We start from the raw sequence: 13,479 nt of genomic DNA on the forward strand, positions 1-13,479 counted from the left end.
ATTGATTATCGAAGGCAAAGTTTATTTATGATGCTATTAATGATTTTATGTAAAGAAATAGATGACCGTCATGACTACTTCTTTCTGAACCTCCAAGTAAATCCCAAAAGTACGTAAGGTGGAGTCTGTTCTCGAAATGTCTCCGTACGTCCCTGTGCATCCATCACGACAGAAACACCTTTGTTTTGGTGTAGTATGTCATTCGATTCAAGCGATAAGGTAATATTCTTTCCAAGGTTGCGCTCTATCTTCGCATTCCATAAGAAATAAGTCTTGCATAGGCTCTTATCGGCAAACCCATAACGCGAATTAACGTTTAATGATGAATTGAAATTGAAGTTGCATGGCAAATTCATTCGGGCACTAAAAACGTTATTGATGTGATATGAATTGATGGTTTTAAAATCGCTGCGTGTTCCGGAGATGTTGTTCCAGACAGATTCAACCTGATAATTAAAAAGTAGTTTTCTCGTGGGTTTGTATAATAGCCTAAGGCGAAGTTTTGACTGTGATGTTCCCACGCTGTTATTATTAAGTGCCTTGTCTGTTTCCGTAAGTGAATATACAGTATTCAGGTCCTTACTATGATTGTATGTCCAAAACAGTCCTCCATCTAATATAATTTGTTGATTCTTCTTCAATGGACAAATGAACGAATTTGCCCAATTTATAGCCCAATTACCATCAATATTCTTTGGTGTTTGTGTGGTTACACCAGTAGACAAATTATAGAATCTTTCATACCCAACGGCATTATTTATAATGGCATAGTGAATCCTTGACGAAAAATGTCGCATCCTTTCTTGTTGTTCAAATTTAATCTCCCATTTAAGATTGTGTGTCAAAGCATTTTTAAGGTACGGGTTCCCTTGAGTAATGACCAGCGGATTTGCTTCATCTTTGAAGTTCAGTGTATTTAACAAATCTGCTACTTTATTATCGATATTGTAAGAAATACTCATAGTATGCTTCTTGCCTTCCCTGTCATTCGGTGTTAAAGAAATCCGTGCAGAAAGATCTAAATTGACAAATCGATGAGTGCGGTCTGTATGAAAAGGTTGGTTAAAGCGGAAATAATCTAATTTGCCGTGCCAGATTTCCAATGGCAGTTTGCCATTAAATCTGACCCATGTCTTACCCCCTATACGTACGTCACTACGAAAATCCAAGCCTGTTTCAAAGCGATTGATATGCTGCCTGTATTCGAAGCTATTGGCAGGATCTAACGTGTTTAGCAATACTTGTAAATCAGTTGGCAAAAGCACAAGGTCTGATACGATGTCTGTTTCTGCCCAGTCCAGACGATAGAGCGGGTTGTCGGAGTGGGTATAGTCTTTCCTGAACTTCATGAAAGGCTTCAACCAACCTGTAAGAGGTTCACCGCGTTCAAAAGCAATGGTATAGTTTGCAGTTCCGTTAATTGAGTACTGTTTGCTCTCTTTATCGTTAAACCTATGACGGTAGTCATTATCCAATCCTGAAACAGGATAATCTAAATGAAACAAGTTATAACCTTTGTCATCAGAATTATTGTGATTGAACTCAGCATCAAACGAAAGTATATTCTTCCCGAAAGCTTTTTTTGCCGATATGCTACCTTTGTGCTGCTGACTGTGTAAACGTTGTAAAGCGTCTTGCTGCTGCCGTGTCTGAACCCACCTTTTCAACAAATCATAATCAGAATGCCATGTAAATACAGTATCTATTGAGCTTGCGCTGAACATTCCATCGGGATTGTCGAGAGTGGAGAAACTACGAGAAAAGTCTGTTATGTAGTTCTTTTGAAAACTAAAATCGTAAGTACCCTCCAATTTTAGGCTTTTCATGGGTTTATAATCCATGGTAAGCCTCATATCGGCCGTTGTTTCAACAGCACGCCCTTGGTTGTAACTCCAATTGTAATTGTTTGATGATTCTAAGTAGGATTCTACGGAAGTTCGCTGGAATGTGTGTTCTCGTTTGTGCTGGACACTGCCGCTCATACCAAACTTAAAGTTCCTGTTGGGCTCAAACCGATAGTTGGCATAGGCAGAACGTTCATAGATGTTTCCGACAGGATTATTGTTCATCCATATTTGTGAGGAATTAAAAGTATGCACAGACTGTCCTAAATTGTTGGTTTCTCCTACAAGTCCGAATGATTGCTGGTCATCAAAGTAGAACAACCGTCCTAAAATCTTGAAGCGGTTATTTGTTCCCCCTGCCAACACAATCTCCCCAAACTTTTGACCAAAATATTGCTTTTTCATAATGACATCCATCACGAACTGCTTGTCGCCCATATCGTACCCCGTTAGCTCTGAAGCATCACCCAGCATTTCGTAAGTCTTGATTTTTCCTACAGTATATGCAGGCAGTTGTTGCAATGCCATGCTGATGTCGCCATTGAAAAAATCTTTACCACTGATTAGCAGTTTGTCAATATATTTCCCGTTTACATATATTTTTCCATTTCGGAGTTCTGCACCTGGAAGTTTTTGAATTAAATCACCTAACATGTCGCTTTCTGTAGTAACCAAGGCGGCGACGTTGTAAATCGTCGTATCTCCTTTGTTAACCATCAGCAAGCGCGTTCCCTGCACGATAACTGTTTCCATTTTTGATGTCTCCCGTGTCATCCAAACTTCGCCTAGGTCCATTATATTATCGCGATTAGAGAAGTCGGCAGTTATGTGAATATATTTAGTTTCATACTTATCACTCTCAATCTTGACGATATATTTTTTACCACCTTGAACATCGCCTATCCTAAACCAAAAAGGGGCCTTCATGTCTTGTCGCCCATTGTCATCTGATGCCCACCAAGTATGTTGTTCTTGAATCAGACTACTATCAGATGATAGTAATTCAATTTTGGCAGCCAATCCTACTTCACGTATTGGGTCATACACACTGCCTTTTATCGTCCCTTTTTGTGCTGCTCCGTGAAGCGTAATAATAAACGCAAGACAAGCAATTATAAATTTATTCATAACTAATCAGTTTAGGATTCCAATGGGAGATAACTCCCATTGGAATTGGTTATAAATGTTAACGTTCGTGAACGTTTCAGATTATCGCTTTACTATTCCACTGCAGGTTACATCAAATTCTTTGCCGTCTTTAGAAGATTGACATGTAAAGTATTCATCTTTAGGTGTACAACTATCACAACCTGATATAAGTTCACTAATAATGTTTCCGTTATCGCATGTAAGGAAGCAACCACTACCTGTAACAGAACTGCCGCCAAAAACATGTTTCATTTCATCATCCGTGAGTTGCTTAGCTTCTTTCAAAGACACTTTTTAAATAGTTTTCATATTTACTATTGTTTTGATTGTTAATTTATCTTATTAAATACCAGAAGGACACCGAATCGGGCTGTACCGCTTTTCGGCACAACCCAATTCCATTCACATTATCAACCAAATCTTTATAAACGTATCTTTTTCAATCATGGCAAGGGCTGCGGCTGTTCGAGTACTTTCACAGCAAGGCGCAGATAGTCCAACGTGGCTTGGGCATTTTGGTCGTAAGGCTTCGAGGGCAGTTCCGCGGAGGTAATAGCGCGTTTGAGTTGCTGGCTCACAATGTCGCGCTCCTCTTTCGTCAGCAAGTCTTTATCTACGGCATCCTTGATCACCTTATAGAGAAACGGCGCAACGACGTATGCATCGTCTGGATCTGCATCTATGAGTGCCATGCGAAGGGCATTGATGAGCGGCATCACCTCGCCCATCTTAAGAAATTCTTTAGGAAGAGTCTGTTTCCATTTATTGAGCAGATCGAAAGAGTATTTATCATTTTTTACATATACTGTATCAGGACGTGGTATGCGGGCATAGGTAATGATGACTCTGCCGTCAATCTTTTTCATCCATTCGCGCCATTCTATGCAGTAGCATGTGCGATACTGCGACGCTGTAGACTTGTCGGCTATGTTTACGAAAGTGTAATTATAGACATTGTTCTTACCTATTTCAATCCCGCTTGTAGCATCTTCCCCATAAACGAGGTTCCATGCGCGGGGTTTCTGACTGCTCGAAGCGGTATAGCCTTCAATGCGATAACAGTCGGGATTGTCTTTCTGGGCATACATCGCCTGAACGATGTCGTCCACGAGTTTAGCGTCCTCCGCTTTCATCGTGAAACTATAGGTCTCAAGCATCGACTTCATGCTGCCTGCTGTACCTAACTGTGCTGCAACAAGGTCGCTCGTCGGGCGGCTATAGGAGACGGAGTGTGCCACTTTGGCTTTCTTGCTTTGTGCAAGGCGGTCGATGGCTGCCAGGAGGTCTGCCTGTGCATGAGTCTGCGTTGCAACGGCTGCAAGAAGCACCGTAACGAGGAAAAACTTCAGTGTTCTCATATTCTTATTGGTTTTTGTTGGTTTGTTTCTTTCGTTTTAAATGTTCTAAATGCCTCTGACAATGCGGAGAGATTTTCGCGGACGATGATGCGTTCCACCGCGAGTCGCTCGCTTATGGTATTGAATTTTCTATTGTCAGCCCGCTCAGCACAGGTCGCCAGTAAACGAGGGTCCATACGCGGGCAACCGGACTAAACGGAGCGGAATTGCCTTCAATGCGTTTGCAGTCAGGAGTGTTCTTTTGTACATAAAATTTCTTTACATTGTTGCCCTCAGGTTTTACATCTTCAGACTTCATCGAGAAATTATTCTTTTTAAGCATCGACTTCATGACATCGGTTTTTTCTGATGAAACAGTAAGGTTGCCCGTCGGACACATAATGGCTTTTATGCTTTGCGCAAGGCTGTCGTTGGCAGCAACGAGGTCATTCTGCGCACTCATCTGCATAGAGATGGCTGTTAGGAGCGTTGTAACGAGGAAAGACTTCAGCGTTTTCATATTCTTATCGGTTTTTGCTGTTTTGTTTCTTTGGTCTTAAAGGCATCGGGCAACGCGGAGAGTTTCTCGCGAAGGATGATACGTTCCACTGCGAGACGTTCACCCACAATGAGGCTGGCTGCCCTGTAGTCTGCCTGCTCGGCACGTGCGTCAAGTCTGCGCTCTGCCAACGTAAAGTTTGCCGTAACATCGTGTTGTGCGGTTACCGTCGGCTTCACTTCTATCCTTCCTGATGTAAAAGGATTATTCTGAGAATTAACGGCTATCAATCCTGTAGCAGGCGTTCTCTGCATATTATCCAAAACGAGTCCCGATACAGGGATGGGCATCGGCATTCTTTCTGTTATCTGATTCTGATTCACCTCTGTCCGCTTCAATAAAGAAGGATTATTCTGCGAATGCACGGCTATCAATCCTGTAGCAGGCGTTCTCTGCATATTATCCAAAACGAGTCCCGATACAGGGATGGGCATCGGCATTCTTTCTGTTATCTGATTCTGATTCACCTCTGTCCGCTTCAATAAAGAAGGATTATTCTGCGAATGCACGGCTATCAATCCTGTTGCAGGCGTTCCCTGCATATTATCCAAAACGAGTCTCGAAACAGGGATGGGCATCGGCATTCTTTCTGTTATCTGATTCTGATTCACCTCTGTCCGCTTCAATAAAGAAGGATTATTCTGCGAATGCACGGCTATCAATCCTGTAGCAGGCGTTCCTTGCATATTATCCAAAATGAATCTCGGAATAGATATGGAAGCAGGCATCTCTTCTTTTACCTGATTCTGCTGCACTTCTGCCAGTTGCTGAACTGGCTGTACGGTACGTATCGGTTTCTGTTCAGAGGCTTGCTGTGCGAAAGTCTGCTGAGTAATGGGTTGGCGAGCCTTTAGCGATTCAGACTTTGCTGCCATTTCTGCTTTAGGCGCAGTCGTAGTCGTTTCAGGCAGAGCGGGTGCTTCTGCCATTGCTGGTGTTGAGGTTTTTTGTATTGGTTGAAGTGTTGAAGATGTGGTGTCTTCAGTCTGCGACCGCCATACTATTGCAGCCGCTACCACTACTGCTGCTGCCACAGATGTCCAACGCAATACCAGACGTAACGTGCGACGTGGGGCACCCTGATGTTGAACAATGGCTTGTTGTTCTTTTTCTTGCACTTGTTCAGTTGCCAGTCGTGCTATGAAGCGCTCTGCCATACCCTCGGGAGGAGACGGCTGCCTCTGCGCCATATTGGAAAGGGCTTTGCGAAGAGCGACGTCGGATTTCGATTGATTTGTCATTGTGAACAAGTAGTTAGTTGGTTGTACAGTTTCTTACGTATGCGCGCCAGGTGCGAACTGAGTGCAGCGATGCTGCGGTCCGTGATGTAACTGATTTCCTGCATGGAGCAGTCTTCGTAGTAGAAGAGCGTGAGCAAATGTTGTTCTTCCGGTGGCAAAGTCTCAATGGCTCGGGTCAGTTGCTCGGCACGCGTTTCAGAGGGGTCACTAAAAGCCTGATTGATAAGGCTCTCTGGCACTGCCACGTCGTCGGCTCCGTCGTCGAGCGACGCTGTGGGTGGTGGTCTGCGGCTGCGAAGGTGGCTCACGCTCTCATTGTAGGCTATACGGCTGATCCAGGTGCTGAACGATGCCATGCTTTTGTCGAAAGTATCAAGACACCTGAAGGCTTTGATGAACACATCCTGTGTGAGTTCCTCAGCCTTGCCTTCATCACCCGTAATCCGCATCACAGTAGCATAAACGCCTGCGCTATACGCTTCGAACAAACGCCTGTAGGCTCTCTGCTCGCCTTTACGGGCGGCTTTGATGTCTCGGATAGTGTCTGTCGGCGATGTCATGCGTCGTTTTTGCGTTTTGATAAGCGTTTTGTTGAGCCTTTACTGAACTTTTATCGGACTTTTATCGACCTTTCTACTTATATATACGCTTTTTCTGAGCAAAATCTGTCGCAAGAAGCCGTTTTTTTTCATTTTTTTCAAAAAAAACATAGTCTATAGCATCTATAGCATCTATAGCATCTATAGTTTCTATAGTTTCTATCCCCAAAAAAATCACTGCTCAAAGTTGAGGATGCCGCCGCCCTGCGTAACACCGCGTGCCGAGATGCGAAGGGTCTGCGAGCGGTTGGCATTACTGAAGAATACCGCCGTCGCCTTGCCCGATGCATCACTCTGCACGTTGGGGTTCCAATAGAGTGTGCGGCGCAGGTCGGTTTCTACTGGTTTGTCTATACCATGATAACTAGGTGAATAGAAAAGTTTGGGCTGCACATAGCCATGAATGGAACGTTTCTCTACACCTTTCTTGCTCCTGAAATACTTGAAGTCGGGGCGAGTGTAGATGAACACGCCGATGGGGTTGTAGTTGGAGAGGTCGTCCCCCACCCTCGCGGAATAAATTTCGGGTGAGAAGCGGTCCCAGTCTTCGCGGTCTTTCATTATGACAACACTCTTCACTTCATCTGCAAAAATAATAGGCGTGTCGCCCTTCTTGCGCTGCATGAAGAGTTCATTGTCGATAAATATCATACACGGATGACCTGAATAACGGAATGTGTAAGTTTCAAGATTGCTGATACCGGTACCGACGGTGTCGCCAATGCTGCTCAGGAATCCCATGTAGTGCTTGTCATTCGTATCGAGGTCGGTCATATAATCGAACTTGCGGTCCTTCTCTGCAAGGACATCCCAGATAAGATTCACGCTCTTGCCTTCGTCCTTGGCGCGTTCCACCTGTGCTTCGATGTTATAGTAGATGTCTGCATGCTCCATGCCCGCTTTCTCACCGCCTTTGTAACTGTAGCGGTCGCCACGAAGACCCTTGTAGCGCTTCTTGGCCTTCACCACAGCCACACCGTCATCGAAACCATTGCCGCCACCGGATGAATAGACAGGTATCGTGTCTTTCCAGGCAAACGTGTTTACTGCATTTTGCATAGCGATGACATTGGCATCGTCGTCGCCTTCTGTAGGCTTCAGGTCGAACTCGCGGCTGTCGAAAGTCCTTGGATTCACGCCAAACCATCTGTCGAGCGCCACACGACTCCATTTGAGTTTGTCGTCCACCTTTGTGGAGAACTGTGCCACCCAGTCGCCCATATAGTCCACACTCGACGCAAAGGCGAATCTACCCACGCTGTCGGTAATGCACTCACTCTTTAACACAGAGCCATCCTTGGCAAACATATTGAGCGAAAGTTTCGCACCTGCACGCGCTTGCTCCTTGTCATTATCTTTCAGCACACGGCCGTTGATAATGAGTTGGTCTTCTACGGGCTGTTTCAGATTGAAAGATTCGAGACCATTCTGCACTTCAAGACTGTTTGCAGTCCATCCCTGCACCATAAGCAGAGCATCGAGTGCCTGAACACGCTCGGGGTCTTCGTTTTCGAAATAATATTGCGGATTGTGGATATAGCCTTTCAGTTCGCTCGACAGGAGGAGGTCGGTGCAGATGTCTTCTTCGGGATTACCCACGAGATTGCTGTTGTTTTCTCTCACTGCCAACGAGAAAGTAGTTTCCACGGGCTTTCCGGAAGCGTCCTTGAGTTTCATCTCAAGCGCCACGGGACTGAACGGATCATACACCTTTGCATTCTGCTTTACTTCCATATTCACTTTCCTTGCGTCCGAACGATGGAACACGAAGCGGCTGGCAAGACTGTGACCGCGATAGTCGAAGAGTTCCACGCGATTAACACCATCGCCAAGTTGGGCATAGTCTATTTCAAGTGCCACTGGCTCTGCACCCACCGTAAGTGTGTCGAAATAGCACACCTGGTCTCTGCAAGTTACCACTACTGCAAGCAGGTGGGGTTGCACATCCTGTCTTCGCTGCACGATGATGTCGAGCCCTTCTGCCCGCTGTATCGTCATGGCATATTCACCAGTGCCTGGTTGGGGCAGGAAGAATTGTTCCTTACCGCCATTTTCCATCTGTAAGTATGGTTTGCTCCCTGCATCCGCAGGTAAAAGAAATGTACCAATTCCTTCGTGCAGTGTAGCAACATCAGCGATAGGTGTACCATTTTCTGCATAGAGTTTTCCTTTCCCTTCCATGGGTACACCTTTGCGGTCGGTCATACGGAATGCCACCATTTGTGCCACACCAGCCACTCTGTTGCCGCCTTCAGGATAGAATTCCACCTTGCAACCACCACTCTTCGAGAAGTCGTATTTCCGTGGATGGCTCGGCGAGAGGTCTGTGGCGTCCTGAGGACGCGTGATTTCAAGTTTGGAATAGTCGCCGGCTTCCTGTGGTTCACGGAAGACAGGCACCACACGCGAGAAACAGGCATCTTCGCCCCAGTTAATCATCTCGCGCGTGTAGGCGCGAACTTCGTAGTAGCCATTCTTCACAGGCAAGTCGAGTTTAAATTCGCCATTGGCTTGCCCATTGTCCACACGCAGCACCTTGCGCTCCACAAGTTCACCACTCGCATCGAGGAGTTCCACATAAAGCACTCGGCTGAGCGTGGTAGGTTCAAGCGAAGACGCTCGCATGACGTATGCCTTGAACCACATCGTTTCGCCCTCAATGTAAGCATAGTTGTCGAGGTGGAGGTACACCTTCTCACGGGGATAGTTATAGTCGAAATTCTTGATGTTGGAATAGAATTTCACGAGGCGGGAAAACTCTGCCTTATTCTGTGCAACAGAAGAAGAAGAAGAGAATAAGCCCATCATGACAAACAGGACAACAAGAATTCTCTTCAGGGATATTTTTGTCTTCATAGATAATTTATTTTTTACCAACCATTATAATGCACTTTTGCGGCATCATATTTATCCTTCGGTTTAGATGCACCATTGGGGTGCCCGATGGCGATGATATTGAGGGGTATGATTTTTTCGGGCAAGGCAAGTGTACGCTGCACTGTCGGCACCCTGTCGCCGTAAGGATATACACCGAGCCACACTGCGCCGAGTCCCATGGCTTCGGCAGCAAGCAGGGCATTCTCTGTAGCAGCAGAGCAATCGAGCATCCACGCGCCGGAAGGTCTGCCATCCTTATCTGTCACCGTGCTGTCGCCACAAACCACTATGGCGGCCTTGGCTTGAGTCAATGGTGCCATTTTGGGCAAGGCTTCACTGAGTTTCTTTAGAACCGACGCATCGTCTATGACGACAAACTGCCAGGGACGCATATCTTTACCCGTAGGTGCCGCCATAGCCATCCTGACGAGCGTGTCAAGGTCTTCGCGGCTCACTGACTGTTCAGTAAAACTCCTCACACTTTTTCTTGAAAGGATATTTGCCTTCACGGCTGTCGCTCGGTCCTCTCCTCCATCATTCCCCAGTGTCAAAGCCAAACGTGCACTGACGGCGAGAAGCGCCACGAGAAGCACAAGCGATACAATCTTGTATTTATTCATTGTTTCTATGTTATTTTCCCAAAATTGTTTGCATAATGACTTTCAGTCCTTCCGCTGACTCAAATTGAGTGCCTCGCCCATCACGCAGAAGCACTTGCACCACACATTGGGCACAAACACGCTCGCCACGATGAACACAACGGCAAGGATAATGACTGCCGGAGCAGCAGTAGTAATGAGGAAAGCGCTGAAAGGCTCATAGTCGAGTATGCCGTCGATGGCTATGCCGGTCCAGGCAAGAAGCATGAGCAGAAGGAACACCGACAGGCGCACATAACGCATCACCTTGTATGCCTTCGGCTTCAACTTCACCTTGGGCAGCGGCAAACGGTAAGCGAGTTCCTGAAGACTGCCCAACGGGCATACCCACGTGCAGTGGTGGTTGGGCTTACCGAGAAAGCCCAGAATAAGGGTGAGCACGAGCATGGCAAAGGCTGGCAGGACAGCAATGAAGTCCACACCATCAGCCACCCAGTCGCGTATCATACCCAGAGAAAGGAACTGTCCACAGAAGAAACCAGTAACAACGACGTTGAGCGCAAGGACGGCAACACGAACCTTCTTGTTCTTCTTGAAACGGTAGCGAGCCAGAACGCCTGCCGCCAGGATGACCAACACGAGAATGGTCTTCAGCCAACCGATAACGGGAGAAATATCATTGTCTGCCGTTTCATGCTGATAGCGAGCAAGCGTTGTGCGGACATTTTGTATGACGGCTCTGCTTGAGAACGTGGCACCTGTCACAGCATCCACTTCCGCCGCCGTGGCCTCTGATATGGTCATGCCGTTCCATGCAGCAAAAAGTCCTTTCTCTTCCAACTGTCTGAAAAAATCAGGAGTCTCTTCGTTCGACATAGGTAAGACGCTCTTTATTTTTCCATCAGCAGAAATAAGCAGGTATAACGGTGTCGGACCATGATAACCTTTGATGTTTTTTGAGAAAGGTGCACTGCTCAACAACGTACCGACGCTTCTGCCGTCGCGTGCCTTGACGTTCCACACTCCTGTGTCTGCCACTTCCAGCAATACATCCTGCAACCCAAGACGCACCATTTGCTCCGCATCCGGAGCCTCTGCGCCGTATGCGGCATGCGAAGCGGATTTTGCGGAAGGCACAGCATTAGGTTTGTCGGCAACAGACTGACTGTCCGTATCTGTTTCCTTGGCTGCAACGGACGGATCTTCTTGCGGCGAAGGCTTTTTCTCCATCGGCACTTGTTTTGTATGGTCTTGCTCCGTTTCAGGTTGGCTTAAGGTGGATTTCGATTGGACTACTTCAGCGGACTTTGTGGGCTTTGTTAAGACCGCTTTCTCTTCTGTGCCTGTTTTCTTTGCTGAAGTATTGGCATGATAGTGTTTGAGCGCAGCCTGCACATTCTGAATGACAGCATGACTTGAGAATGTGGCACCCGTTATGCCGTCCACCTGCATGGATGCTGCAGCAGAAGTTGTCTTGCCATTCCATGCCTTGAAAAGCCCTTCATCGGCAAGCGCGGCAAAAAAATCGGGCGTCTCGGCATTGCTGGCTGCCACAACAGCCGACACCGTACCATTGGGCTTTACATAAATGAAAACGGGAGTGGGGCCTGCATAACCTTTCACACCTGATGCGAATGGTTCACTCGCCACTATAGTACCATTATCTTTCCCCGCTGCATTAGTAACCTGCCAAAGTCCTTTGCCGTAGGCCGTCAGCACGACATCGGCCAACCCCATTTCGGATAGTTGCGCCGCACTCGGGGAGGACGCTCCTGCAGAAATCGATGGCTCTGACTTTGCAGAAGTCTTTTGCTGTACCGATTTCGTGTTCTCTTCTGCCTTATTGACTTGCGGCTGCACATCTTGCACCTTTTTTTCTTCCGCACTTGCCTTTTCAGAACGCGCTTCCTTGTTCACGACATCAGCGGAAGAGTTGATAGCGCTACTATCCTTCTGACTGGCAGCCAAGGAGTCCTCCGCACGGAGTTTTTCGAGCGTCATGTCGCCATGAAAAGGTTTTGCAGGGGACTCCGCATTACCCGCAGGCAATGCTTGCGCCACGGAGTCTGTTTCCTGCATCTCACCGATTTTCTTACCGAAAAGGTAGCCACCATAGACCACGGAAGCCACCAACATCAGAAAGACGACCAGCAGCGAGAGCAGCAGTTCTCCATATTGTAAAAGTTTGTTCCAATTCATCCGTAAAAAACTCTGAAGATCAGCAACCCTCGCGATAGAAGTCAAGCATTTCTTCTATTTCTTCGCGTCGGGCATGGCTGTCAAGACACAGGTCGCCCACTTCGGAAAGTAGAGTAAAATTGATGACGCCTGCCACGTTTTTCTTGTCGTGCGTCATGTAGTTGTAGATATCCTCGTAGTCGTCGCAGGTGATGGGGAAAGTGCCGTAGTTTTCCTTGATGAAATTCACCGTCTGACGCATCTTGTCCACAGGAAAACCGGTCTTTCTGGCACTGAGGTAGAGTTCACAGGCTAGTCCCCAAGCCACTGCATAGCCGTGCAACACGGGTGTTTGCCTTGCAAGGGCGAGACTCTCGAAAGCATGCCCGGTGGTATGTCCAAGATTGAGTGCCTTGCGCAGACCTTTTTCGTGCGGGTCCTGTGCGACGATGTCTTCCTTTACGGCGATGCTGTCAGCCACCATGCACTGCAACTTTTCATAATCGGGATTTTGGAGGTCGAACGTCAGATGCTCTGCCCACATTCTCTCGTCTTTCAAAAGGGCATGTTTGAGCATCTCGGCATAACCCGAACAGAGGTTTTCAGCATCGAGAGTGCGCAAAAACTGTGTATCGACAAGCACTGCCTCACTCTCGCGGAAAGCACCTATCTCATTTTTCAGACCATTGAAGTTGATGCCCGTCTTGCCACCCACGGCAGCATCGACCATCGACAGGAGTGTGGTGGGGATATTGATAAACTTAATACCGCGTTTGAACGATGCGGCTGCAAATCCGCCGAGATCGGTTACCATGCCGCCACCAAGATTGATGAGCAGGCTATGGCGTGTGCCACCTGCCTCGCCCATCGCGGTCCACACCTTTACAAGCGTTTCTACATTCTTGTACGTATCGGTAGCACCGATGACGATAGATACGGCTTCACTCAATGGCTCGCAACTATCAATCAAAGGGCGGCAGACCACCTCTGTCGTTTCGTCTGTCAAAAGGAACAGGCGGTCGTAATCCAGCGAACTAAGCAATGTGCTCAATTCGCTGCAAATATCTTTACAATAAATTACCATCTCGAAAATATT

The 13,479-nt window shown here is 47.0% G+C and carries 10 protein-coding genes; all 10 read right to left on the reverse strand.

Annotated features, from left to right (window positions below; all coding sequences use genetic code 11):
- Nucleotides 1-74 precede the first annotated feature (74 nt).
- The 10 genes from C7Y71_RS04385 to aroB all read right to left on the reverse strand — a co-directional run bounded on the left by C7Y71_RS04385 (nt 75) and on the right by aroB (nt 13,467).
- Nucleotides 75-2,972, reverse strand: coding sequence for an outer membrane beta-barrel protein (locus C7Y71_RS04385; RefSeq protein ID WP_111898497.1), 2,898 nt, complete (start codon nt 2,970-2,972; stop codon nt 75-77).
- A gap of 81 nt (nt 2,973-3,053) precedes the next feature.
- Nucleotides 3,054-3,278, reverse strand: a complete 225-nt coding sequence (locus C7Y71_RS04390) for a hypothetical protein (protein ID WP_146739425.1) — start codon at nt 3,276-3,278, stop codon at nt 3,054-3,056.
- Nucleotides 3,279-3,436: 158 nt separating this feature from the next.
- Nucleotides 3,437-4,351, reverse strand: a complete 915-nt coding sequence (locus tag C7Y71_RS04395; RefSeq protein WP_111898498.1) for a hypothetical protein — start codon at nt 4,349-4,351, stop codon at nt 3,437-3,439.
- A 112-nt stretch (nt 4,352-4,463) separates the two neighbouring features.
- Entirely contained in the window at nt 4,464-4,850 is a 387-nt protein-coding gene (locus tag C7Y71_RS04400) for a hypothetical protein (protein ID WP_111898499.1), read from the reverse strand.
- Nucleotides 4,847-6,130 (reverse strand): hypothetical protein, encoded by a 1,284-nt coding sequence (locus C7Y71_RS04405; RefSeq protein ID WP_151908882.1) that lies wholly within the window; start codon nt 6,128-6,130, stop codon nt 4,847-4,849. Before C7Y71_RS04405 ends, C7Y71_RS04400 begins: the two co-directional genes overlap by 4 nt.
- The gene (locus C7Y71_RS04410; RefSeq protein ID WP_111898501.1) at nt 6,127-6,690 is read right to left on the reverse strand and encodes an RNA polymerase sigma factor; all 564 of its coding nucleotides are present in this window, start codon (nt 6,688-6,690) and stop codon (nt 6,127-6,129) included. Before C7Y71_RS04410 ends, C7Y71_RS04405 begins: the two co-directional genes overlap by 4 nt.
- A 213-nt stretch (nt 6,691-6,903) precedes the next feature.
- Entirely contained in the window at nt 6,904-9,585 is a 2,682-nt protein-coding gene (locus tag C7Y71_RS04415) for a hypothetical protein (protein WP_146739427.1), read from the reverse strand.
- A 14-nt stretch (nt 9,586-9,599) separates the two neighbouring features.
- Nucleotides 9,600-10,226 (reverse strand): nitroreductase family protein, encoded by a 627-nt coding sequence (locus C7Y71_RS04420; RefSeq protein ID WP_111898503.1) that lies wholly within the window; start codon nt 10,224-10,226, stop codon nt 9,600-9,602.
- Nucleotides 10,227-10,268: 42 nt separating this feature from the next.
- Entirely contained in the window at nt 10,269-12,404 is a 2,136-nt protein-coding gene (locus tag C7Y71_RS04425; RefSeq protein WP_111898504.1) for an FMN-binding protein, read from the reverse strand.
- 19 nt (nt 12,405-12,423) lie between these two features.
- Complete coding sequence (aroB, locus tag C7Y71_RS04430; RefSeq protein ID WP_111898505.1) at nt 12,424-13,467, reverse strand: 3-dehydroquinate synthase; 1,044 nt, start codon at nt 13,465-13,467, stop codon at nt 12,424-12,426.
- Nucleotides 13,468-13,479: the final 12 nt, after the last annotated feature.

It is taken from the genome of Pseudoprevotella muciniphila (assembly GCF_003265305.2).
Classification (GTDB): domain Bacteria; phylum Bacteroidota; class Bacteroidia; order Bacteroidales; family Bacteroidaceae; genus Alloprevotella; species Alloprevotella muciniphila.

Bases quoted from the DNA above. Each gene is read 5' to 3' on its own strand.
- C7Y71_RS04385 (WP_111898497.1), bottom strand. From the start codon at position 2,972: ATGAATAAATTTATAATTGCTTGTCTTGCGTTTATTATTACGCTTCAC.
- C7Y71_RS04395 (WP_111898498.1), bottom strand. From the start codon at position 4,351: ATGAGAACACTGAAGTTTTTCCTCGTTACGGTGCTTCTTGCAGCCGTT.
- C7Y71_RS04400 (WP_111898499.1), bottom strand. From the start codon at position 4,850: ATGAAAACGCTGAAGTCTTTCCTCGTTACAACGCTCCTAACAGCCATC.
- C7Y71_RS04405 (WP_151908882.1), bottom strand. From the start codon at position 6,130: ATGACAAATCAATCGAAATCCGACGTCGCTCTTCGCAAAGCCCTTTCC.
- C7Y71_RS04410 (WP_111898501.1), bottom strand. From the start codon at position 6,690: ATGACATCGCCGACAGACACTATCCGAGACATCAAAGCCGCCCGTAAA.
- C7Y71_RS04415 (WP_146739427.1), bottom strand. From the start codon at position 9,585: ATGAAGACAAAAATATCCCTGAAGAGAATTCTTGTTGTCCTGTTTGTC.
- C7Y71_RS04420 (WP_111898503.1), bottom strand. From the start codon at position 10,226: ATGAATAAATACAAGATTGTATCGCTTGTGCTTCTCGTGGCGCTTCTC.
- C7Y71_RS04425 (WP_111898504.1), bottom strand. From the start codon at position 12,404: ATGAATTGGAACAAACTTTTACAATATGGAGAACTGCTGCTCTCGCTG.
- aroB (WP_111898505.1), bottom strand. From the start codon at position 13,467: ATGGTAATTTATTGTAAAGATATTTGCAGCGAATTGAGCACATTGCTT.